Here is a 24,212-nt window from a genome sequence, read left to right as displayed (position 1 = left end):
ATTTATACTTCTTTATTAGTAATTCTACATTAAACTTGAAATTCCTTCTTTTATTTATGATTTTTTTAAATAAATTTAAAACAAGAAGATAAGCTTAAAGCTTATCTTCTTGTTTTAACATCCATTCTATATATAAACCATAACCTTTTTTAGGATTATTTACAAAAACATGTGTAACTGCACCTACTATTTTATTGTTTTGTATTATAGGGCTACCACTCATTCCTTGAACGATTCCACCCGTTTTATTTAATAAAACAGGATCTGTAATTTTTATAATCATACTTTTTTGATTTTCTTTATTTTGAGACTCGGCTTTTACTATTTCTATATCATATTTTTTTATTTTATTATCATCCAAAGTTGTCAATATATGAGCTTTTCCTTCTTTTACTTCTTCTTTAAATGCAATTGGTATAGGTTTTCCTTCAATTTGTTTTTTAGTGCTTTTTTTCATATTTCCATAAATCCCCAACTCGTTATTTATCTTTATATTACCTAATACATCATCTGTTTTATAAAAAACACCTTTTATTTCTCCGGGTTTACCTTGCTTTCCTTGTTGTATTCCAGCTACTTTAGCCTGCATTATTAAACCATTTTCTACAGTTAATAATTTACCGGTATCCACATCAGTTATACCATGACCTAAAGCTCCAAAACTTTGATTATCATAGTTGTAATAAGATAAAGTACCTATACCAGTAGTTTTATCTCTCACCCAAATTCCTAATCTATAAGAATTATCTTGAAGAGCCTTAATTGGTACTGCAGTTGTTTTAAATTCGGCATTATTTCTGGAAATTGTTATATTTACTTTTTTGGTTTCATTGTTCAAGATATTTACAACTTGTTCAGAGGAAATTATTTTTTCATCATTTATTTTTATTATGCTATCTCCTATTTTTATTCCAGCATCTTTGGCAGGACTTGTTCTCTTACCATCTGTATCTATTACATCTGTAATAGCTACAACTAATACTCCCTTTGTATTTAAGCTAACTCCAATAGCATCTCCTCCGGGAACAAGTCTCGGTCTATCTACCACATCTATATCATAATTTTTAACTGGTATTAAACCTAATAATTTTAACTGAACATTAGTTTTTCCTATTGAAACAGCATTTAAATTATAAGATTGTTTTAAAGAACTGGTCTGTTCATTAAATATAGGTTTAACAATTTCCTCATTGTTATTTATTTCAATTGAAAATGGAAAAGATGCACTAATTGTTTTATTTTCACCTTTAATCAATTTAAAATTCGAAGGATAAAAAAGTATTTGATTGAGCGATAAAAAAACCATTAAAATTATAAATAAAATTAATGGGAAAATAATATTCTTTTTATTTCCATCTAATCTATCCAATATATCACTCTCCTTATATTTTTATAACTCACCTCCATAAAAATAATTAGTTTCTACTGATAATTTAGCCTTTTTCTGTCTTTTTATACTGATTAATATTTTGTAAAACTTCTATATAATACATAAAAACATAAAAAAAGCATAATAGACTTTTAAAAGTCTATTATGCTTTTTAAAATTAAATTTAATTATTTTTTGATTTTTTTAGTCATATCTAACATCTCTCTAGCATGTTTTAGTGTAGTGTCTGTAACATCTACACCTCCAAGAAGTCTTCCAAGTTCAATAACTCTCTCTTCATCAGTTAACCTTACTATATTTGTGTTTATTTTTTTATCTTTATTTAAACGTTTAGATATAACATAATGACTATCTGCTAAAGCAGCTATCTGTGGAAGATGAGAAATTGATATAACTTGCCTCTTCTTGGATATATCATATATTTTTTCTCCAACTACTTGAGCTGTTCTACCACTTATTCCTGTATCTATTTCATCGAATATAAGAGTTGGAATTCCATCATAATCTGCTAATATACTTTTAAATCCAAGCATTATTCTTGACATTTCTCCACCTGAAACTATTTTGGACATAGATTTCAAATCTTCACCTATATTTGTCGATATAAGGAATTCTATTATATCAAATCCATCACTTAATAAAATAGAGTTCTTAGAGAAATTAACTTTAAAAGTAATATTACCCATATTCAAATCTTTTAATTCATAAGAAATTCTTTTTTCTAATTCTTTTGCTATAATCTTCCTTTTATTACTAAGCTCCAAGGATAAATCATTTAACTCTTTTTCATATTTCCTTACCATAGTCTTATGATTTTCAATTTCATATTCATAGTTTAAAAGTTTTTCCAGTTTATTTGAAGCATTTTCTTTATATTTTAGTATCTCTTCTATAGTATTACCATATTTTTTCTTTAATCTATTTAGTATATCTATTTTTTCATTTAAATCATAAAGCTTTTCTTCATTTATATCCATGTTTTCAGAGTAATGATTTAGTTCATCACTGATATCTCTAAGTTCAAAGTTTATATCTTCTAATCTATCAAAAAATTCTTTTAAATTACTATCATATTTTAAAATATTATTTAATATACCGACACTTCTGTTAATTGATTTTAAAACTGAGATTTTTTCATAATTATCACTATTAAATTCTTCAAGTATTTCTTCTATAGAACTTTTAATAGACTTAATATTAGATATCTTATTAAATTCGTTTTCTAGTTCTACTTCATCTTCATTATCTAAGTTAGAGTTTTCTATCTCTTCTATTTGATATCTTAGTAAATCTATTTCTCTCTCCCTCTGACTCGAATCTAAGTTCATTTGAGATAAAGCTTTTTTTTCTTTTGTATATTCTATATGTTTTATCTTAATCCCAAGCTTTAAATCTTTAAAATCTTTATCCCCAAATGAATCAATTAATGTTTTATGATTTACTATATTTAGTAAAGATTGATGTTCATGTTGAGCGAATATATCTACTAGATTAGAAGTAATCTCATTTAATATAGATAATGTTACAGTTCTTCCATTAATCCTAGACATACTAGGATAATGAAGTGAAATTTCCCTAGAGATTATTAAAAGTCTATTTTCTTCTATCTCTATACCATGTTTATCTAAAAGTGATTTCATTTTATCTAAATGTTCAACTAAAAAGACAGCTTGAAGAAATGATTTTTCTTCACCTGTTCTTATTAGTTCTTTAGTACCTCTACCTCCTAATATAATCCCTAAAGCTTCAATTATTATAGATTTTCCAGAACCCGTTTCTCCAGTTAGAAGATTTAATCCTCTAGTAAACTGTACTCTTAAATCTTTAATTATAGCAAAATTTCTAATATTTAATTCTACTAGCATACTTATCTCCTCCGAATATTAAAAATCATTCTAAATTCTTGTGTGCTGTATCTATAACATCGGATATTAATGCTTTTGAAATACACTTCTTTATATCTATATCACTTTTTTTTAGATAAATTAAAAATTCTATATTCCCTTTAGATCCTACAATAGGTGAAAATGTTAGACTTTTTACTTCAAAACCTAAACTTACACAATAATCTATTATAGATTCTAATACCTTAAAATGTAATTTTTTATCCTTAACAATTCCTTTTTTCCCTATATTTTCTTTACCTACTTCAAATTGTGGTTTTACTAAAGCCACAATTTCTCCACCTGTAGTCAAAAAATTATTTGTTATAGGTAGCACTAGTTTTAAAGATATAAAAGAAACATCTATTGAAATAAAATCTATATCTTCTTCTATATCATTTCTAGTTAAATCCCTTATATTGGTCTCTTCCATTACAATTACTCTAGTATCATTTCTTAACTCTTCTACTAATTGATCTTTACCCACATCTATAGCATAAACTTTTCTTATACCCTCATTTAACATGCATTCTGTAAATCCACCGGTAGAAGATCCTATATCCATAGCCACTAAATTATTTAAGTTTAAATCAAACTCATCAATAGCCTTTCTAAGCTTTAATCCAGCCCTACTAACGTATACTAATGGATTGACCTTTATATCTATATTTAAATCATCTGAGAACATCTCAGAAGGCTTACTAACCTTTTTATCACCTATGTAGACTAGACCTTCTAGAATAACTTTTTTAGATCTTTCTCTAGAGCTTACAAGCTCTTTTTCAAATAATAGAACATCAGCTCTTTTTTTCATCATTTTCACCTTTTGATCCTTTGAAGATTTTTTATTATTTTTAGATTTTGACAAGGGAGCTTTTATTAAATAAACCTTATTTTTTCCTATTTAAAAGATAGATAGTTAATTCTCTTAAAAACTCTGTATCTCTATTTTTCAACTTATCTAACTCATTTAATGCATCATTTGTAAGTTTATCTAATTTATTCACGGCCTTACCATTATCATTAAAACTTAAAAATGTATATTTATTTATCGCTTCATCTTCATTTACATCTAAGAAATCATCTTTAATTTGATATGCAAGACCAATATTCTTAGCAAACTTATGCATAATCTCTAATTCTACTTCATCAGCTCCTCCAAGAATCGAACCTGTTAAAACACTCGCCTCAAAAAGAGCAGAAGTCTTAGCACTATACATAAAGTTTAATTTATCTTCATCCATATTTTCATCATGCGCAAGTAAATCTACAACTTGTCCTCCTATCATTCCCTCTACACCAGAACAATTTGAAATAATCTCCATAATTCTTACACGAGTTTTATAATCCTCAAAATCTTTAGCAGATTTTATAGTATCTTTTAGCATAGTTTCAAATGCTAAATTTAACAACCCATCTCCAGCTAAAATAGCCAATGCCTCTCCAAAAACAATATGGTTTGTGGGATTACCCCTTCTTATTTTATCATCATCCATGGCAGGCAAATCATCATGTATAAGAGAATATGTATGTATCATTTCTATAGCACATGCAAAAGGAATAACTGCTTGAGTATTTTCTTTAAATAATTCAAATGTTTTTATAGCTAATATAGGTCGTAGTCTTTTACCACCTGTGAATAAACTATATTTTATAGCTTCATATATCTTTTGTTGATATTTACCTTTAAGATGTAAATATGAATAAAGGCTTTCATCTATTTTGTTTATAATTTCTTTCATCTCGTTAAAAACTATCACCCTCAGCCTCCCCTAAAAAGTCCAATTCAATTAAAGAATCATTCGAATTATCTAAAAGAACTTTAACTTCTCCTTCTGCATTTGAAAGAAGATTATTGCAATATTTATAGAGTTCAACACCTTTTTTAAATAGTTCAACTGATTCATTCAAAGAAGATTTATCACCCTCTAACTTTTCTACAATATCTTCCAATTGCTTAAAAGCGTCTTCATAGGATAACTTTTTTTCTTCCATATCCATCAACTCTCCTTTTTAATTTCCTTTAATATTACTTTTAATTCACCATTTTTGATCTTAATGTTTATAATATCGTTTAATTTTAAACTTTCTACAGACCTTATAATATCTCCATCTTTATTTGTAAGTATTCCATATCCATTCTCTAAGGCTAATAAAGGATTTAAAAGTTGAAGCTTATTTTCTAAACTGACTAATGATTTAAATTTCTCATTTATATTATTATCTGTAGAGGATACAAAATCTTTTAAAAGCATGTCCAAATCTTGTCTATTATTTCTTAACTTCAGATAAGGGTTATTATATTTAAGTTCACCTTTTATGATATTGATAGAATTCTCCCTGTATCTTAGATGTTTTTTAAAAGAATTTTTTAAATCATAATATAAAGAATTTAGATTGTGACTTAAATGTTCTACATCTGGAACTGCAAGTTCAGCAGCAGCTGATGGTGTAGGAGCTCTTAAATCAGATATAAAATCCGCTATTGTAAAGTCAGTTTCATGACCCACAGCAGATATTATCGGTGTCTTTAAATTGAATATACATCTAGCTAAGTCTTCATCATTAAAGCAAAATAAGTCCTCCATAGATCCTCCACCTCTACCCACTATGATAAGGTCTATAGCTTCATTATTATCTAAAAATTTTAGAGCTTTTATAATTTCCTTAGGAGCATTCATGCCTTGAACCAAAGAAGGATAGATAGTAATCTTACAAGATGGAAACCTTCTGTTTATTATATTTATAATGTCATGAACGGCCGCCCCAGTAGGTGAAGTTACAACACCTATATTGCTAGGTAAAAAAGGCAATTCTTTTTTAAATCTACTTTCAAATAGCCCTTCATTTTCTAATTTTATTTTTAGATTTTCATAAGCTTCATAAAGTTCGCCCACTCCATTATCTTTGATTTTTTTTATATATAATTGGTATTCTCCATTTCTTTCATATATAGATACATATCCTTCTGCAATAATTTTTTGTCCTTCTGCTAAATTAGAAACTATATTAAGTGCATCGCCTCTAAACATAACACATTTTATGAGTGAATTATTGTCTTTTAAAGAAAAATATAAATGTCCACTTATATGTTTTTTAAAATTTGATATTTCACCTTCAATTTGTATGTTTGAAAGAATCATATCTGAAGAAAAAATCTTTTTAATATAATTGTTTAATTCACTTACCTTTAAAGGTTTTATCTTAATCACCCCTTTGATTATAACTTCTTTAATCATTAAATTCTATTTTGTTGTATTTTTTACTTCTTTTCATTTATATTTTTTACAAACCCGCCTAATACTCCATTTATAAACTTAAAGGAATCATTATTACTATACTTTTTAACTATTTCAATTGCTTCGTTTATAGATACTTCTGTAGGGATATCTTTTCTATAGAGAATTTCATATATAGAAATTCTAAGTGCTGCTAAATCTACTTTAGCAAGTCTATGTATAGACCAACTCTCTAAATTTTGTTTTATATGGGAATCAATATCTTCTAAATTTTCTTTTATTGTATTTATGCTCTCAATTATATACTTTTCTTCCTTTTCATCAAATGGAAAGTTCTCCAGGAAAACCCTCATTTCATTATCTGAGAAATCATCATTTGATTCCATCTGATATAATAACTTCATTGCACCTTCTCTTGCCTGTTTCCTACTCATGCACTTTCCTCCTAATTAGTGTAAATCTGTTTTAATGATAAAGCTAATACTAATATTATACCCTTAGTTTGGATAAATTCATACATATACATTTAAAATTACCCTCTGTGAAAACAGAGGGTAATTTTACTATTGAACTACTAGCTCATCTTCTTTTTCTTCTTTTTCCATATTTACTCCTTGAATATTTACATTTACTTCAGGCACTAAAAGATCTGTCATAGTTTCTACTGATTTCTTTATGTTTTCTTGTACATTTTTACCTGTTGTAGCTATGTCAACTCCATATTCTACTATAATAGAAATATCAATTTTAGCTACCCTATTTGTAATTTCTACCTTTACTCCTTTTGTAAGGTTTTTCATTCCTAACATTTCTGTTATTCCACCTGTAAAACCCATACTTTTTCCAGCTACTCCTTTTACTTCAGTAGCTGCAATACCTGCTATTGTAGCTATCACATCATTAGAAATTTTAATACTTCCAAATTCTTTTTCATCATTTATTATATTTTCTGTCATTACAGACACCTCCAAGGTTCCATTAACTTCTAAAGCTATTATATCAAAGGAGTATATCCTTTACAAATATTTCTATTGTTTTTTAATTATTTTTATATTGTTTATATCAAATTTAGTTTCTTCTTTCACAATATCTAATATTTTAACCATATCTTGTTCAGATAAATCATCTATAGATACAATTACTTTTACATCCTCCTCTGTTAAAACTACTAAAACTTCCTCAAATCCTTTGGCTTTAATTAATCCTTCAATCTTTAGTTCCTTTTCTGAAATTTTCCCTATAGTAATAATTTCATTTTGAGCTTCACTTCTAATCTTAGAATCTGTCTTATCATTTTTTACTATAGTGTCAAGTCTATCTACCAAACTAGCTCTAAGTTTATCGCGAGATAATTTATATTCAATAAAATAGTTTCTGCTATTAGCTGATACTTCTTTATTGATAATCTTATCTACTGTTTCTTTATTAGTATTTACAACTTCTTTAATATTATCTGTATTAGAAGTTGTATCTTTATCTACGCTTTCTAAGGGATTGTTAGTATTATTAGATTCCTCAGAATCTACAATTTCAAAATCTTTTTCTTTATTTTTATCAGCTAACATATCACTTTTTTTATAGTCAACCTTCTCTGATAATTCGTGTTTTTTATATTCAGCTGAGGTCTTTTTTAATGCTTGCTGAGTTAATTCATAATTTAAGTAACCTGTAAAAACTAGTAATACTAACAGTAATCCTATAATAGCTGGTCTTTTAATTTTAAACATAATTTTCCCTCCTATTTACTTGAAAAAACTTGTACTTTATTAGTTGTAAGTCCCAATACAGTTTGTACTGCTAAATAAATCTTTTCTAAAATCTCTGCATTCTCTGCCCCTTCTGCTATAACTATTACACCTTTAATATTAGGTCTTATTTCCTTTAAGACTACAATATTATCAGATGAATTTAATAATTGTTTTGACTCATCTTCTCTTGTTATCTCCCGTATTCCCCCTTCAGCATCAGTTTCTTTTGTACTTTCCCGGCTCTTAGTAGTATTAGCTGCAGGTATCTTTTCACTACTATCTTCCAAGGTTAACATTACACTAACTTCTCCCACTCCTTCTAACTTTTTTAAAATGTGGACAAGCTTTTTTTCCAATATTCCTGCATAATCTTCTACTCTTACTTCACTATTGTATTCAGTAGAATCTTCCTTTATTACTCCTTTAATATCTTTTTGTTCTTTAGGGGAGATTCCCTTTAAAAAAGTTAAGATTAAACTAGCACTTATTAAAATAACTATTAAGTAACCTATAATTTTTTTATCTTCTAGGTTTTTAAACTGTTCTTTTATTCTTCTTAGAATTTTATCCATTTTTCATCCTCCTAAGTTTTTATATTGATATATATTAGATCTTTATTTATTTCTAATTCTTCTGCTATTAATTTTTTTATGTTTTGGAAGCTAATATCATCCTTTATCATTCCTTTTTCCTCTAAAGATATCTTTTTTACTTTTTGAATATTTATTTTCCCATTGGTTTTTCCCATATCTTCATTAAATTCTTCTGACAAAACTATTTGTATACTTTTAATCTCACCAAAATACTTTTCTTCTCTTTCTATGTTTATATCTATACTATCTATCTGATATTTAGTACTATCTTTTACTAATGATGTTATTCTAGAATTTAGTTTTTCTATATATAATTCTTCTATCTTTTCAGACTGGTCTTCTATAAAATCCACATCATTTGTTTCATATTGATTAAAACTTTCTAAAACAGGTCTATCTAATTTAAAATCAATCGAGGTTAGTTTTAGAAAAGGTGACACTACCATGTAAATTAGTATCAATCCTATAAAAATATCTATATACCTTTTCATAGTTCCCTTTGGCATTATTAAATCTACCAAAGTTATTATTATAAAAAGTACAACTATATCTTTTAACCAAGAATATATAAATTCACTAATCATCTTTTGTTTCACCTACCTTAGCATCAATAAATTATTTCCAGCTTCTACTATAATTGTTATAGTTATAAAAAACATAATTCCAAGTGACATAGTACTTATAAGAATTAAAGTAATACTCTTGGAGACATCTTCAAAGAATTTTACTATATTTTTAGATGCTATTGGTTCTATAATAGCGGATGTTAAATTATAAACTAATAATATTACTGCCATCTTTATCATCGGAAGAAGTATAATAAGCCCTAATACCATAAGTCCCATTATTCCTATTCCATTTTTTAGAATCCCTATAGATCCTATAACTGCATCTACCGAATCAGATAAAAATTTTCCTACAATAGGTACCGCATTATCTATAGCAAATTTAGCAGTTCTTATGCTTATACCATCTATTTTACTAGACAATCCATATATGGTAAGTAATCCAATAAATATAGTAAAAAATCCTGTTATTGTAAATATAATTACTTTTCTCGCTACATCAGTAAGATTTTTAAATTGAGCTCTCTCTGAGATATTAGATAAAATACTTATAATAAAAGAAAAGTAAATTAAAGGAAAAATAAAGTTTTTAATCATAATCCCTATAATGTTTACCGTAGAAAGAATCATAGGGTGAAATATTATCTTTGTATTAGGACCTCCACCTATAACTAAAAGACTTAATAGTAAAGGTAGTAAAACTTGCATAAAACTAATCATTTTATCTATTGATAGCTTGGCCATTTCTATTATGTCATTAAAACTTGTTATAACAAGTATGGCTATCATGATATATGTTATAATATTTGATAGTTCACTTACAGAGGAGTTTTCAAAAGAATTTTGAAGATTATTTAATATACTAGAGATAATACTAATTATAAGAATTTTTGATAATAATCCTAAAGCTATTTTAATTTCTTTTAAAAATATATCTGCTATATTTTTTTTTATAGCTTCACTATCTATTATTTTTTCTCCTTTAACTATCTTTTTTACTATATCTTTTACATTAAAATTTAAATTTAAATCCTTTTCTTTAACTAAATCATTTGTAAATCTATCTATTTCTTTAGTATCTATTCCTAAATCCAAATCGTCTATTTCAGCATAAACAAATCCAGAAAAAAACAATAGAATTAAAATTACACTAATTATTTTCTTCATCTATCTCATCCTTAAGGTAAAATTTTTAAAATAAGATCCATAAGAGACATAAGTATGGGAATTGCTAAAATCATTATACTAACCTTTCCTGCTAACTCTATTTTCATAGCTATAGAGTTTTGGTCTGCATCTCTACAAATTTGAGATCCAAATTCAACTATATAACTCATTCCTATTATCTTTAATATAATAGAAAAATACTCAATCTCTAAATTTGCCTTTAGAGATAAATTCTTCATAACATCCACTACATATACTAACTTATTTAAGATAAGTGAAAATATAATTAAACCAGTAATTATAGAAATAAAAATTATAAATTCAGGTCTAAAATCTTTTAAAATAACTATCATGATTGTAGCAATTATACCTAAACCTACTATTTGAAATATTTCCATTTGTATCACCCCTAGTAAAGCTTAAATAAAACTTTTACATTATCAAATAGTTTGCTTACCAAATTTATAACAACCCCAAGTACAATTACAACCCCTACTAAAGTAACTAAATATGCGTACTCTTCCTTGCCTGATTTATCAAGTACAATATGAATCACAGCAACTATCATTCCAAGTCCTGCTATCTTAAATATTAAATCTACATCCATATATCATCTCTCCTATATCATTATAATTATTATCCCAACGCCCAGTAAGACACCTAAGGTTCTATAGAGCTTTACATTGTTATTTTTTTCTAAACTTGCCTCTTCTTTTATGTTTTGGATTTGCTTTATTATAAAGTGTAAGTTTTTTTGTTGATCTTCTTTATTTGTTTTTCCTAATATTTTACCTAAAAATAAAAATATACTTATATCTTCTTTTTTTAGCATATATTTTTTTTGAAGTAAATTTTCTTGTGCTATAAAACTTTTAAATATATCTTCTCTTCCATTATCTAAAAGATCTTCTTTTATACTTAGAAAAACATTCTTTATCTCTCCTTTACCTTTTTTATATGTGTTTTCTAAAGCGAGTGGGAGTGTAGAATTACCCGCTATTATTTCACTTTCTAATAGTCTTATATTGTATTCTAAATCTTTTAGACTTCTCTCCCTTTTACTAAAAACTCCTCCATAAAGTATTCCTAATAAGCTCGATGATATTAGAACTATAAGAGAAAATAATCCTTTAACTAGACCCATAATTATCACTCTTTAAATCAATTTTTTTAAAACTCTTACCATTTATGATTTCTCTTATAGTTCCAACTCCCCTAGATCTATCTAAAACAACATATCTTTTAAAGATTTTTTCGTTTATAATTTCATTTAAGTTTTTTTTACATTTTATTTCATCTAGACTACTTCCATGAACAGTAGCTATAAATTTAATACCAGCCCTTAAACCTTCTCCTATAGCTTCTATATCTTTTACTCCTCCAATTTCATCTACTGCGATTATTTCAGGTGACATAGACCTAATTAACATAATTATTCCATGTGATTTTAAACATCCATCTAATATATCCGTACGTAGTCCTACATCATTTTGAGATACTCCTCTGTAAACTCCTGCTATCTCTGATCTTTCATCTATAAGGCCAATTTTAAAACCTTCAAACTCATTATCTTTTCCATTACTTAAATTTCTTATAATATCTCTAAGAAGAGTAGTCTTACCACATTGAGGTGGAGAAATTATTAATGTGTTATAAAAGTCATTGTTTTCATCTATTAAATTTGGAATTAAAAAATCTGATATACCTTTTTTTTCACGAGCTATTCTAAAATTTAAAGAAGATATATTTGTGATATCTTCAATTTTATCTAATCCATATACTGTTTTACCACCTATTCCAACTCTATGGCCTCCAGTTATTGTTATAAATCCATTCTTGATCTCTTCACTAAAAGCATATACTGAATGATTTGTAATAAGTTGAAATGTATTTTTTATATCATCATCTTTTATTATTAACCCTTCTTTTTCACTTTCTAGAACAGTACCATTTTTCCCTACAAAGAAGTTTTTGCCTTTAATATATATATTTAAAGGTTTGTTGTTTCTAAGTCTAATTTCTTCTATATCTTCCTTATATTCTTTAGGAAGCCTTAATAGAGTTTGTCTTATATCTTCAGTTATAAATCTACATAAATTTTCGAAAGTTTCTGTTTTTCTCTTCATAGCCTTGTCCTCCTTTATATAAATTCTATGAATTAAATAAAAAAATATGACAAAAATAAAAAAAGAAACATAAAATCTCAAGATTTTATGTTTCTTTTTTTATTTTTTAAAGTTTTGTTTTTTCTATTCTTCGCAATTGCATGAATCGCCACAGTCTAAACAATCATCATTCAGTTCAAATTCATCATAGTCTTCAAAGTCAAAATCATCATATTCATCAAACTCATCATAATCATCGTATACCTCATCTTCAACATCAGATAGATCTTCATCTATAAAACTTACATATTCTTCTAATCCTACTTGATCTTCTACTACCTCATCTAATACTTCAGTAAATTCTCCAAGTACATCTATTATTTGTAATAATAGTTTACCCTCATTGCTAGTATCATCTACTCCTAAACCTTCAGCTAGACCTTGTAAATAAGATACTTTTTGAAATAAATAATTCATAATAATCCCTCCAATTGTTATTTTATAAAGTTTAAACTCTAGACATATAATCCCCTGTACGAGAATCAACTCTTATCTTATCTCCTAAATTTACAAATAAAGGAACATTTAAAGTAAGTCCTGTTTCTAACGTAGCAGGTTTAGTAGCACCACTAGATGTGTCACCTTTGATTCCTGGCTCTGTTTCTGTAACCTCTAATTCTACAAAATTAGGTGGTATTACCTCAAAGGCTTTTCCTTTAAAGAATCTAAGAGTTGCATTGTCGTTTTCCCTTAAGTACATTATAGCCTCTTCTACAGCTTCTCTTTCTAAAGGAATTTGTTCATATGACTCTAAATTCATAAAGTAGTATAGTTCACCATCGTTATATAAGTACTGCATTTCCGTAGTCTCTATATTTGCTTTTTCAAATCTTTCTGTTGGATTAAATGTGTTATCACGAGTTGAACCAGTAAGAACATTCCTAATCTTAGTTCTAACAAAAGCAGCTCCCTTACCTGGCTTCACGTGCTGAAAGTCAATTACTTGATACACATCTCCATCCATTACAAAAGTAACACCTTTTCTAAAATCACCTGCTGAAATCATAGTTTTCCTCCTATCGTAACTTACCTATTAAAAAAAAGATAATCTTAATTCTCATTATACCAATATCTAGTATTTATCACAAGTGCCAAGTAAGTATATTTTAAGAAAGTTTAATATTTCTTAATAACATCTATATCTATATCTAAAAATCCTGGTAAAAAAGATGCACTCTTATATATGTTTTTTTGATCATATACTAAAGTTATAGAGTCTATGTCTATTGTATCCCCTTTGTACAGAAGCATACCATTAATTATAGGCTTTTTTTCTGAATTAATAATTATATCTCCATTGTTTATTATAATTAAACCTAAAAACTCAAAATCTTGATTTATAATCAAATCTCCTTCTATATAGAGTACTCCATTCATTTTAATTAAACCTTCATCTTCCTTGCTACCTATTGTTAAGTTTTTATCTTTTATACCATCACTTTTTAAATGAACTATTATAGACTCATAAGTAAAACTTATAATCTTTTCATTTGCTAATCCAGAATTTATCATAAGCCTTTTCGAAGAAAATAAATTATCTCTTGAATTGTTTGAAATTAATTTTAAATCCGAATTCTTATCTATGTTTATTTTTCTTGAATTGGTATTTACCTTACAATCATAATCCCAATTTTCTTTTTCCATTTGTGTTATAAAATCTAAAAACATCTTTTTATCTAAATCAAATAGAGACTCTTCGCTTAGAAAAGGTTTATTACATTCAAATATATTGTTTATAAATGGTCCATAAGCTACAGTATTGTAAATTATATTATTATATTTTGAACTTATATCAAAGAATATACACTCTCTATCATCTATATTCCTTATCTTGAAAAATGCTTGTTTTATAGACTTTTTTAATTCATCATCCTTTTCAAAATCAATAATATATTTATCATCATCAGGTTCAAAACCTGATCTATATCGCCTAAATATTTTATCTTTAATATACTTATCTAGATTTTCATCATAATATATTAGTTTATTTAGATCATTTTCATTATCGTATCTTGCTTGCACTTTTTCTAATTGATTTTTAGAAATTAGTGATTGTAATGTAGCAAAATATAGCATCATAGTAGTAGAAGCTGTCATTATAATAAAGATATAGAGACCTATTATAGTTATACTTCCCTTTCTATTTCTAAATAATCCTCTCATATCATCGTACCACTGGGCATCTTACAATTATAGTAGACTTAAAATTAGAAATTTCTTTTTTATCTTTCCCAAGTGATAAGTCGATATTTATAAGATTATCTTTTTGTAGAGTTATCTTAGAAGTTTCTAAAAGTCCTTCTCCAATTTGGTTATATCCCTCAAATATATCAGCATAGGGAAATATATTACTAGGTGCTTTTCCACTAATCCTTATAATAGAGTCTTCTTTAAAATAGTAAGTTATATAGTTGCAATCCTTTTCTTTATATATATATTCCTTTTTCTCAGTATTAGGTTTTTTATTATCATTTCTTTTAGACTCTAATTTCTCATAATCTATAACTTTTACTATTACAAATCCAATATTTGTTGGAAACTTTGTATCCAAATCTTTAAATCTATTAGAAGATACAATTCTATCTGCTGATATTATTTCTTCTTTTATATATTCTAATGTATATCTGCCATTTAAAAGGATCTCATCTTCTAAAAGACTACTTTCATTTACTTTTAAATTGAAACTTAAAGCAGTATAAAACGTAATTATAAGTAGTGACATAATGGCTATACCAAGGATTAGCTCTACCAAAGTAAATCCTCTTTTACCTCCGTATTGTGGCGTTAAGTTGCACATTATCTTCACCACCTTTAGCTTCTTTTACAGTAACACTTATTTCCCATAGATAAGGATTATCACTTGCTAATTTTACAATAGACTTATAATCTATATCATTTAAATAAGGATATTCTAATTCCCCATATGTTTCAAGTTCTTCTAAAAATTCTAAAGACTTCTTATCTTTAAGAGTTAATCTTTCTATTGTAGATTCTGATATATATGACATTTGAGCTAGTTTTTTATGATGAATAAAACTTTTCTGAGTTAAGCTTAAGATGGGAAATAATACTACTACTACAAGACTGATTACAAATAGCCCCATAATTATATCAAAAAATATAAGCCCATTTCTTTTCATAAATTCTCCTCCTATTTTTTTATAGGTTGAATCTCTTTTTCAATATTAACCTTACAAGAAACTGGAGTAATGCTTAATTTATGTTGATTTCCAAGTCTGTCCAAAAAATAAATAGTTCCACTATCAGTAGTAGTGCCATTAGAGTTAAAAATAAATGTCTTTGAACCTTCTTTTGTATTTAATTTGATTCCATGCTCAAAATGTTTTGTCTTTATAGTAATAGATTCAGATGCTGATCCTGTAGAAATTGTATAACTATTATCATCTTCAATAAATTTGATTCTATATATTTTGGAATCTATTATCGCCTTATTTCTAGTAAATAATATATCTCTTTTTAATTCTTTAATTTCTAAAGATTCCCTTATAGCTTTAAAATAATTAGTATGAGGTATAGTCATTGCTATAATTATTCCAAGTAAAGCAATCACTACTATTATCTCAACTAAGGTATAAGCAGTTCGATTTTTCATAAAAATCCTCCACTAGAGAAATTTACTTTTTCTTAAGCTTTAATTCTTTTCCAATAGGTAGTATACTAGATCTTAACATACCATTTAAACTTAATATCTCATCTACATACTTTTCCGTTCCATATTTTCTCTTAGATATATAAGAAATATTATCTCCTTTAATCGCTTTATAAGTGTCATAAATTGACTCTTCTATAGGCTTATCCTCTGCTTGTCCACTCTCTATTTCTTCTGAAGAATTATCTTCTACTTTACTTAAATCTACATATCCTTCATATGGAATAAAGGGATTTAACTTGTTTTCATCTGTAGTTTCTATAGGAAGATCTTCATCTTTACCTTCTACTATACCGCTTAAGCTATATACCCCTAAGCTTATATTTCCCGTTATCTCTGTCTCTTCACCCTTTTGAATATCTATATTGTTTATAACTATCTTACGAGTTTCAGTTTCTAAGCTTTTAATTATTTCATTTAATGATGAAAAACTTCCTTTAAACGGTATCGAAATATCCATCTTTTGTATTTCTTGTGCATTTAAAGTTTCCATAAAAGGCTTACTAAAACTTATGCTATCCATCTCTATATCACTTTTCAATAAAAGTTCATTTAATACATAGATGATTTGAGGTTGATTTAAACTTTTAAAAAAGTCTTTTTCTATATTTTGCTTTTCTATAAAAAGTTTGCTTTTTTCATCTAATATCACTTCACTGTTTTTAATTATTCTATTGTTTTCTTCTACTTCTAGCGCATAAGCATTCATTTTAGATTCCAAGGTAGAAATCTTAAGAATTTGTGGATCTATTATATATTTAAAGCTAAGCCAAAATAAGATAACAATAGCTAAAAGAGTTATAAGAGTTCTTTCATTATTAGTAAGTTCTCTTACATCAATTTTCCTTCTCGTCTTCTTCTGGTTCTTCATCTTTCTCTTTGACTGTTCCATCTTCTACCTCCTCTTCTTCTAAAAGATTGCTTTCTAGTTCAAATTTATAATCTGTTTCTTCTCTTACTATATTTGAAACAAATATATCTCCAAGTCCTTCTATAGACTCTAGTCCCTTTGCAAACTCTGCTATGCTTAATCTATTATTTGATATCCCAGTTATACTTACATTTTCAGGTGTTATATAAAGACTTGTAAGAAATAGATCATTAGGTCTTTTGCTTATTATAGCATCTATATATAATGATCCTATAATGTCTTTTTTAACTAAAGACTTCTTTAAATCTCTGATAGACTCAACTTCTAGTTTAAATGCATTTAACTCTTCTTCTTCCAACTTTATCTCTTCTACTCTTTTTAGAACTTTAGGATTTTCTGCAACCTTTTGAAATTCAAGTACTTTTTCAGAAAGTTTATTTATCTTTAAGTGATTTATTACCCCATATCCCAATATAGATAAAGAAATAATTAAAAGTAATATAGATAAAAAGAACTTATTATTAAAATTAATCTTCTTTTTCCCAAGATATGGTTTGAAAAAATTTATATCATTCATATACTTTCACCTCTTATTAAACTACCTATAGCATTTGAATATATGTCTAGATTTTTATCCAATAATCCATTTAATGAATTTATACTTAAAGTTTTTATATTCAAATAATTTTCAAACCTTTCTTTTATATCATCCACATCTGCAATGCTTCCCTGCAAAATTATTAAATCTATCTTATTGTTTTGTTCTTGAGAGCTATAATATCTAAATACCATCTCTAAACTATCAAACAATCTAGATAACAGATTGTTTAAAGCCCCAGTAATTTCTAGATTTTCTTCCTCTGTTAGACTAGATTTATCTGACTTTTTAAAACTAAAGATGCTATCTAAGATTTCTCTTTCTGTTAAATTTAAATTAACATCGACATTTTCCAATATGTTTTTTATTCCCAGAGGAATGTTTCTAGATATTTCTATCGCTTCATCTTTAAGTATGGTTAGATTTGTAGTGGCAAACTCTACATTTATAGAAGCAATAGTTTTTTCTTTAATGATAGAATTTTTCTCAATAGTTTCATTAAAAGATAAAAATTTTCTTATGGCATTACTTTGAAAGTCTAAAATTCGAGGTTTTAAATCCAAATCTCTTAAAAGATCAAAGTGTTGTTTGGCAAGTGTCTTTGGCATAGCTACTATAAAAAGCTTTAATTTTTCATTACCATTTTCCATAAAGACACCTTCATTTATATACTGAACTATATAGTCCTCAGGGTCTATGGGTATATAGTCTGCTATCTTGTATTTTAATATGCCTTCTATCTCATCTTCTCCTACACTTGGAATGATTATATCACGGGTTAAAATATCTGAAGAATTTACAACAGCTACTATGTTATCAGTCTTTATATTGTTAAGTCTTAAAAAAGAATCCATTATTTCGCTTAAAAGATTTTTATCATTTATATATCCATCTTCATATACCCCTTCTGGTAAATCTAGTAAAAATGTAGCCTCTATATTTAGTTTCCCCTTTTTAAATATACCTTCAGCCATCTTTATACTTCTTGTGTCAAAGTCCATAGAAAGAACTTTTTTAGATCTAAGTTTCAAATTAACTGCCTCCTTAAATAAATAAATGCATATATAAATCGATAATTCTATTTCCAAATAATAATACTATAAAAAATGCGATGATAATAAATGGACCAAAAGGAATAGGATCCTTTCTAGTCTTTATCTTGAGAGCTAATAGTACTAACGAAACAATAGCTCCTATTAAAAATGATAAAAATATATTTAATAGTATTAGCTTTACTCCCAATATAAAACCAAGGGATGATATAAGGGTAATATCTCCATCTCCCATGCCTCCACGAGAGATTATAACTATAAGTAAAAATATCCCCCCCGCTAAAACAGCTCCAAGTATACTTGTCTTTAGATACGTTTCTCTATTGAGAAAATACAAAACAATCTTATGTAATATTTCAAATATAAAGATAGTTAAAACTAACTTGTCCGGTATAATCATATGGTTTAAGTCTATAAAAAAAACTACTATCAAAGTTGAAAGGATAAATGCATAGGCTAGAGAGTCTATGCTAAGTCCAAAACTTTTAAAAAGGATAATATAAATAATGGCGTTTAAAGCTTCTATTAAAGGATATTGAATTGATATCTTGGAATCACAATTTCTGCATCTTCCCCTTAAAATTAGATAAGAAAATACTGGTATATTATCATACCAGTTTATCTTTTCATTACAACTTCCACAATGGGAAGGGGGAAAAGAAATACTCTCCCCCTTTGCAATTCTATAAATACATACATTTAGGAACGACCCTATTATTAGTCCGTAGAGTAGGATTAGTGTAGTCATGTTTATTTGGTAGGATCAAATTTTTCTGGATATAGAACCTCTGTTGCAGTAGTACTAGCCTTGTCATAGGTTATATAGAAAACTTTTTTTGTTGCATTATAATTTAGAACAAAGTTCTTTTTATCTTTTTGTTGAGGTTTCAAAGTTTTTTCTATTAAGTCTTTTGTTTGTAATTCATGAGGATCTGGAACAGTCACTCCATCTTGAATTGCTCCCTTTTCATTAGTAAATGATGCTATTTTATCAGCATCTGCATTTTCAGTAGACGCATATAACTCCGCTGCTTTTGCTATACTTGCTGCTGTAGCTTTATCAGCTGCTACACCTGCCTGATTTCTTGTTCCAGACAACCTCGGCACTGCTATTGCTGCTAATATACCCAATATTGCTATAACTACTACTAGTTCTACAAGTGTAAAACCTTTTCTATTTCTTTTTTGTGTTAGTTTCTTTAACATTTTTATTCCCCCTTAAATTTGTTTTATATTAAATACTTTTAAAGCATTAATAACGATTAAATTGTGTTTACGAGATCAAACATAGGTAGTGCCATTGCTATAACTATAAAACCTATTACTACCGACATGGCTATTAATAGTACTGGTTCTATTAGAGTTGTCATCTTTTGAAGTGATAGTTCTACTTCTTCATCGTAGAAGTCTGCTGTTTTTATTAGTATATTATCTAGTGAACCTGATTCTTCTCCTATATTTACCATTGAATAGACCATAGGTGGAAATACTTCCATATCTCTTATAGTTTTAGAAAGCGATACTCCTTTTTTTATTCCTTCCATTCCATCCTGCAATCTTTCTTTTATAACTGCATTGTTTACTATGTTCCCCACTATTTCCAGAGCTTCAAGTAGTGGTATACCTGAACTCATAAGAGTTGAAAGAGTTCTGGTAAACCTTGATGTGATTATCTTTTGATTTGTAATCTTAATAAAAGGTGTTTTTATCTTTAAAAGTGCTAGTGCTTTTTTACCTTCTTTTGTACTCTTATAGTATATAAATAAAAAACTTAAAGCTGCTATTCCTCCAAAGATTAGGTACCAATACCTTTGTAAAAACTTACTTGAATTTAGCAATAAAAGAGTAATAGATGGAAGTTCTGCCCCACTGTTTTCAAACATCTCTATAAATGTAGGCATAACTCCTACTAGCATAAATATAACTACCGCTATTGAAACAACGATTAAAACTACTGGATATATAAGTGCAGATTTTATCTTGCTTTCCAATTTATTTTCCTTTTCAAAGTGCACTGCCATTCGCTCTAGTATATTGTCTAGATTTCCACTTACCTCTCCTGCTTCTATCATATTTATTAGTATAGGTGGAAAAGTCTTTTCATGTCTTTTCATAGCCCCTGAAAGAGTTATTCCCTTTTGTAAATCTATATATATGGATTCTAAGGATTTTTTTAAAGTTTTATTTTCAGTTTGAACTGATAGTATATCTAAGCACCTTATAATAGATATACCCGCATCTACCATAGTATAAAACTGTCTACAAAATATAGCTAGATCTTTTTTCTTTACTTTACTAGTGCGTATTTCTATTTTAGCAGATTTTTCTATATCCTTTTCTACTGATATCGGCATATATTCTTCATTTTTAAGCATATTTATTACTTCTGATTCACTTGATGATTCGAAAAAACCTTCTACTATTTCTCCATTTCCATTTATCGCTTTATATTTATATATCATAATATTCCCCTCTTATATAATATATTTTTTTATATGACTTTCATTTATTGCCTGCTTTATAGCAGTATTTTTATCTATAAATCCATTTTTATATAGATTTAAAATACTTGTATCCATAGTCATCATTCCAAAGCTTGCCCCTGTTTGTATAGCTGTATCTATTTGATGGATTTTATCTTCTCTTATTAAATTTCTAATAGCTGATGTGATCATCATTATTTCAAAAGCTGCAATTCTTCCATCATTTTTCTTAGTTGGAAGTAATTGTTGGGATATAACCCCTTGAAGTACAGATGAAAGTTGAACTCTTATCTGTTGCTGTTGGTGAGGTGGAAATACATCTATTATTCTATCTATTGTTTTAGCAGCTCCTGATGTATGAAGGGTTGAAAGAACAAGGTGACCTGTTTCAGCTGCCGTTAAAGCTATAGATATGGTTTCTAAATCCCTCATTTCTCCTACTAATATAACATCAGGGTCTTGTCTTAGCGAAGACCTTAGCGCGGAAGTAAAACTTGTAGAGTCACTTCCTATTTCTCTTTGATTTACTATAGACTTATTGTGCTTATGAAGGTATTCTATAGGGTCTTCTAGTGTTAGAATATGACAGCTTCTCTCATGGTTTATTTTATCAATTAGAGATGCAAGAGTAGTAGATTTACCACTACCTGTTGGGCCTGTTACAAGAAGAAGTCCCCTTCTTAAAGAGGAGAGTTCTCTTATAGCCGCTGGAAGTTTTAAATCATCCATAGAAGGAATTCTAAGAGGGATTATCCTTAAGACCATTCCAAAACTTCCTCTTTGTTTAAAAGCATTTATTCGATACCTTCCTATACCTTTAGAAGAAAAGGATCTGTCTATTTCTCCACTTTTTTCTAAGTTTACAATCATCTTTTCTGTTAAAACTTCAAAAACTAATTTTTTAGTGTCATCAGGCATAAGCACTGGTTTTTCTAATGCAATTAATTCACCATTTATTCTAAGAATAGGAGGCATACCAACTGTTATATGAATGTCTGAAGCATTTTTTTCTATTCCTAAATTTAAAAGTTCTATTAAATTCATTTCATCTTCCTCCTACTAGTCTGTAATTCCTATCTTTAAAACTTCCGATATAGAAGTATCTCCATTTAATACTAATTCTCTTGCTTCCTTAAACAGAGTATTCATACCGTTTTTTAAAGCTTGATCTCTTATAATCTCTATATCAATATCTTGTTTGATTTTTCTTTTTATATTGTCTTCCATTACCATTATCTCGTGTATAGCTTTTCTTCCTTTATAGCCTCCATTACATGAATTACACCCATTTGGCTTATATAAGATTAAATCATCCCAAGAGCTTACTCCTAAGATTTCTTTTTCTTCATTACTTGCTTTATAAGAAGTTTTACAATTATTACAAAGAACTTTTAATAGTCTTTGAGATATTATCCCTATAATAGAAGATGAAATCAAATAGTGTTCTATGCCCATATCTATAAGTCTTGCAACTGTAGATGGACTATCATTGGTGTGAAGAGTTGAAATAACAAGGTGACCTGTTATAGAGGCTCTTACAGCTATCTCTGCAGTTTCTACATCTCTTATCTCGCCTATCATAATTATATCAGGATCTTGTCTTAGTATAGAGCGAAGTCCTGATGCAAAGTTCATCCCTGTTTTCGTATTTACTTGAACTTGATTTACTCCATCTAATTTATACTCCACTGGGTCTTCTACTGTTATTATGTTTTTGTCTATCTTATTAAACTCTTTTAATATACTATATAAAGTAGTAGTTTTTCCGCTTCCAGTGGGACCTGTAACAAGTATTATACCATAAGGTTTGGATAATATATCGTTAAAGTTTTTTAAATTATTTTCACTTAGTCCTAGTGCCTCTTTTGAATAATTAAATCCTGATTTATCTAGTAATCTTATAACTGTTTTTTCTCCATATACAGTTGGAAGTATTGATATTCTCATATCTATATCTCTATCAAATATATTTATATCTATTCTACCATCTTGTGGAATTCTTTTTTCAGCTATATTCATCTTGCCAATTATTTTTATTCTTGTAATTATAGGTGAGAGATTGTTTTTAGAAAGTGTCATTATCTCTGTTAAGTCACCATCAACTCTTATTCTTACTCTTACATAGTCTGAGAAAGGTTCTATGTGTATATCAGAAGCTTTATTTCTTACCGCTTGTTCTATTATAGAGTTTAAGAGTCTAACTATAGGAGCTGATGCTACTTCTGCTTCCTCTAGTAACTCCTCTTCTAATCTTTCATCTACAGCTTCATATTCTTCAAATTCTTCTAATATTTTCTTTGAAGATTCGTTGCTAAAGTATTTATCTATTATACTCATAGTTTCATCTTCTAAAGATATTACTATCTCTAAATCCATCTTCGTAAAAAGCTTTATATCATCTCTTGCATAAAAATTTAATGGATCTGACATAGCAACTATCAATTTTCCTTCTATTTTATCAATAGGAATTAATTTGTACTTTCTTGCCATAGAACCCGGTATCATGTGTACTGCTTTTATATTTATAGGATATTTTCTTACATCTACTTTACGAAATCCTAATTGTGTAGAGAGTATATTTATTATATCGGTGTTTGTTAATATACCTTTTTCCACAAAAATCTCCCCTAGTTTTTTATTAGTATTTTTTTGTTCAATAAGAGCCATTTCTAGTTCTTCTTTTTTTATTTTTCCAGAGTTTAAAAGCAATTCTCCAAATTTTAAATTTCTTTTTAGCATTTAATCTCCCTTTTTCTATTTCTTTATTTATACTTCTATAATATAGAG

30 protein-coding genes are annotated in these 24,212 nt (G+C 27.6%); all 30 read right to left on the bottom strand.

Features of this window, described 5'->3' with window-relative positions:
- Window positions 1-94: 94 nt before the first annotated feature.
- Window positions 95-1,369: a SpoIVB peptidase gene (spoIVB, locus tag TICRE_RS00370; RefSeq protein ID WP_233120106.1), complete on the bottom strand. Its 1,275-nt coding sequence runs from the start codon at window positions 1,367-1,369 to the stop codon at window positions 95-97.
- Window positions 1,370-1,557: 188 nt separating this feature from the next.
- On the bottom strand, window positions 1,558-3,255 hold the full coding sequence (recN, locus tag TICRE_RS00365; RefSeq protein WP_075724048.1) for a DNA repair protein RecN: 1,698 nt from the start codon (window positions 3,253-3,255) through the stop codon (window positions 1,558-1,560).
- 25 nt (window positions 3,256-3,280) lie between these two features.
- Window positions 3,281-4,087, bottom strand: coding sequence for a TlyA family RNA methyltransferase (locus TICRE_RS00360; protein ID WP_075724047.1), 807 nt, complete (start codon window positions 4,085-4,087; stop codon window positions 3,281-3,283).
- A 76-nt stretch (window positions 4,088-4,163) separates the two neighbouring features.
- Window positions 4,164-5,033 carry a polyprenyl synthetase family protein gene (locus tag TICRE_RS00355; protein WP_198927437.1) on the bottom strand — a complete coding sequence of 290 codons (870 nt, stop codon included), beginning with the start codon at window positions 5,031-5,033 and terminating at the stop codon, window positions 4,164-4,166.
- The gene (xseB, locus tag TICRE_RS00350) at window positions 5,020-5,268 is read right to left on the bottom strand and encodes an exodeoxyribonuclease VII small subunit (protein WP_075724084.1); all 249 of its coding nucleotides are present in this window, start codon (window positions 5,266-5,268) and stop codon (window positions 5,020-5,022) included. The genes TICRE_RS00355 and xseB overlap by 14 nt, the downstream gene beginning before the upstream one ends.
- Before the next feature lie 5 nt (window positions 5,269-5,273).
- Entirely contained in the window at window positions 5,274-6,512 is a 1,239-nt protein-coding gene (gene xseA, locus TICRE_RS00345; protein ID WP_075724046.1) for an exodeoxyribonuclease VII large subunit, read from the bottom strand.
- 23 nt (window positions 6,513-6,535) lie between these two features.
- The gene (nusB, locus tag TICRE_RS00340) at window positions 6,536-6,946 is read right to left on the bottom strand and encodes a transcription antitermination factor NusB (RefSeq protein ID WP_075724045.1); all 411 of its coding nucleotides are present in this window, start codon (window positions 6,944-6,946) and stop codon (window positions 6,536-6,538) included.
- A 129-nt stretch (window positions 6,947-7,075) separates the two neighbouring features.
- A complete protein-coding gene (locus TICRE_RS00335) occupies window positions 7,076-7,468 on the bottom strand; it encodes an Asp23/Gls24 family envelope stress response protein (protein WP_075724044.1) in 393 nt (130 codons plus the stop codon).
- A gap of 72 nt (window positions 7,469-7,540) precedes the next feature.
- Window positions 7,541-8,239 carry a SpoIIIAH-like family protein gene (locus TICRE_RS00330; RefSeq protein WP_075724043.1) on the bottom strand — a complete coding sequence of 233 codons (699 nt, stop codon included), beginning with the start codon at window positions 8,237-8,239 and terminating at the stop codon, window positions 7,541-7,543.
- A gap of 11 nt (window positions 8,240-8,250) precedes the next feature.
- Window positions 8,251-8,832, bottom strand: a complete 582-nt coding sequence (locus TICRE_RS00325; protein WP_075724042.1) for a hypothetical protein — start codon at window positions 8,830-8,832, stop codon at window positions 8,251-8,253.
- A gap of 11 nt (window positions 8,833-8,843) precedes the next feature.
- Window positions 8,844-9,437: a stage III sporulation protein AF gene (spoIIIAF, locus tag TICRE_RS00320; RefSeq protein WP_075724041.1), complete on the bottom strand. Its 594-nt coding sequence runs from the start codon at window positions 9,435-9,437 to the stop codon at window positions 8,844-8,846.
- Between the two features lie 12 nt (window positions 9,438-9,449).
- The gene (gene spoIIIAE / locus TICRE_RS00315; RefSeq protein WP_075724040.1) at window positions 9,450-10,586 is read right to left on the bottom strand and encodes a stage III sporulation protein AE; all 1,137 of its coding nucleotides are present in this window, start codon (window positions 10,584-10,586) and stop codon (window positions 9,450-9,452) included.
- An 11-nt stretch (window positions 10,587-10,597) separates the two neighbouring features.
- Entirely contained in the window at window positions 10,598-10,984 is a 387-nt protein-coding gene (spoIIIAD, locus tag TICRE_RS00310; protein ID WP_075724039.1) for a stage III sporulation protein AD, read from the bottom strand.
- A gap of 11 nt (window positions 10,985-10,995) precedes the next feature.
- Window positions 10,996-11,193: a stage III sporulation protein AC gene (gene spoIIIAC / locus TICRE_RS00305; protein WP_075724038.1), complete on the bottom strand. Its 198-nt coding sequence runs from the start codon at window positions 11,191-11,193 to the stop codon at window positions 10,996-10,998.
- Between the two features lie 12 nt (window positions 11,194-11,205).
- Window positions 11,206-11,730 (bottom strand): stage III sporulation protein AB, encoded by a 525-nt coding sequence (locus tag TICRE_RS00300; protein ID WP_075724037.1) that lies wholly within the window; start codon window positions 11,728-11,730, stop codon window positions 11,206-11,208.
- A complete protein-coding gene (gene spoIIIAA / locus TICRE_RS00295; protein ID WP_075724036.1) occupies window positions 11,717-12,712 on the bottom strand; it encodes a stage III sporulation protein AA in 996 nt (331 codons plus the stop codon). Before spoIIIAA ends, TICRE_RS00300 begins: the two co-directional genes overlap by 14 nt.
- Window positions 12,713-12,835: 123 nt before the next feature.
- Window positions 12,836-13,168 carry a CD1247 N-terminal domain-containing protein gene (locus TICRE_RS00290; protein ID WP_075724035.1) on the bottom strand — a complete coding sequence of 111 codons (333 nt, stop codon included), beginning with the start codon at window positions 13,166-13,168 and terminating at the stop codon, window positions 12,836-12,838.
- Between the two features lie 31 nt (window positions 13,169-13,199).
- A complete protein-coding gene (gene efp / locus TICRE_RS00285) occupies window positions 13,200-13,757 on the bottom strand; it encodes an elongation factor P (RefSeq protein WP_075724034.1) in 558 nt (185 codons plus the stop codon).
- Window positions 13,758-13,867: 110 nt separating this feature from the next.
- Entirely contained in the window at window positions 13,868-14,914 is a 1,047-nt protein-coding gene (locus TICRE_RS00280) for a hypothetical protein (protein WP_075724033.1), read from the bottom strand.
- Window position 14,915: 1 nt separating this feature from the next.
- Entirely contained in the window at window positions 14,916-15,548 is a 633-nt protein-coding gene (locus TICRE_RS00275; protein WP_075724032.1) for a PilW family protein, read from the bottom strand.
- Window positions 15,517-15,891: a hypothetical protein gene (locus TICRE_RS00270; RefSeq protein WP_075724031.1), complete on the bottom strand. Its 375-nt coding sequence runs from the start codon at window positions 15,889-15,891 to the stop codon at window positions 15,517-15,519. Before TICRE_RS00270 ends, TICRE_RS00275 begins: the two co-directional genes overlap by 32 nt.
- Window positions 15,892-15,902: 11 nt before the next feature.
- The gene (locus TICRE_RS00265) at window positions 15,903-16,364 is read right to left on the bottom strand and encodes a type II secretion system protein (protein ID WP_075724030.1); all 462 of its coding nucleotides are present in this window, start codon (window positions 16,362-16,364) and stop codon (window positions 15,903-15,905) included.
- A 22-nt stretch (window positions 16,365-16,386) separates the two neighbouring features.
- Window positions 16,387-17,313 carry a LysM peptidoglycan-binding domain-containing protein gene (locus TICRE_RS00260; protein WP_075724029.1) on the bottom strand — a complete coding sequence of 309 codons (927 nt, stop codon included), beginning with the start codon at window positions 17,311-17,313 and terminating at the stop codon, window positions 16,387-16,389.
- Window positions 17,258-17,869 (bottom strand): PilN domain-containing protein, encoded by a 612-nt coding sequence (locus TICRE_RS00255; RefSeq protein ID WP_075724028.1) that lies wholly within the window; start codon window positions 17,867-17,869, stop codon window positions 17,258-17,260. Before TICRE_RS00255 ends, TICRE_RS00260 begins: the two co-directional genes overlap by 56 nt.
- A complete protein-coding gene (gene pilM / locus TICRE_RS00250; RefSeq protein WP_075724027.1) occupies window positions 17,866-18,921 on the bottom strand; it encodes a pilus assembly protein PilM in 1,056 nt (351 codons plus the stop codon). The genes TICRE_RS00255 and pilM overlap by 4 nt, the downstream gene beginning before the upstream one ends.
- Before the next feature lie 13 nt (window positions 18,922-18,934).
- Window positions 18,935-19,690 carry a prepilin peptidase gene (locus TICRE_RS00245; RefSeq protein WP_075724026.1) on the bottom strand — a complete coding sequence of 252 codons (756 nt, stop codon included), beginning with the start codon at window positions 19,688-19,690 and terminating at the stop codon, window positions 18,935-18,937.
- A gap of 2 nt (window positions 19,691-19,692) precedes the next feature.
- On the bottom strand, window positions 19,693-20,148 hold the full coding sequence (locus tag TICRE_RS13695) for a type II secretion system protein (RefSeq protein WP_075724025.1): 456 nt from the start codon (window positions 20,146-20,148) through the stop codon (window positions 19,693-19,695).
- 56 nt (window positions 20,149-20,204) lie between these two features.
- Window positions 20,205-21,404, bottom strand: coding sequence for a type II secretion system F family protein (locus TICRE_RS00235; RefSeq protein WP_075724024.1), 1,200 nt, complete (start codon window positions 21,402-21,404; stop codon window positions 20,205-20,207).
- Window positions 21,405-21,416: 12 nt separating this feature from the next.
- Window positions 21,417-22,469 (bottom strand): type IV pilus twitching motility protein PilT, encoded by a 1,053-nt coding sequence (locus TICRE_RS00230; RefSeq protein ID WP_075724023.1) that lies wholly within the window; start codon window positions 22,467-22,469, stop codon window positions 21,417-21,419.
- Window positions 22,470-22,484: 15 nt separating this feature from the next.
- Entirely contained in the window at window positions 22,485-24,164 is a 1,680-nt protein-coding gene (locus tag TICRE_RS00225) for a GspE/PulE family protein (protein WP_075724022.1), read from the bottom strand.
- Window positions 24,165-24,212: the final 48 nt, after the last annotated feature.

The sequence above is a fragment of the Tissierella creatinophila DSM 6911 genome, assembly GCF_001940565.1.
In the GTDB taxonomy this organism is placed as follows: Bacteria; Bacillota; Clostridia; order Tissierellales; family Tissierellaceae; genus Tissierella_A; species Tissierella_A creatinophila.
This window is presented reverse-complemented; position numbering and strand designations above follow the sequence as displayed.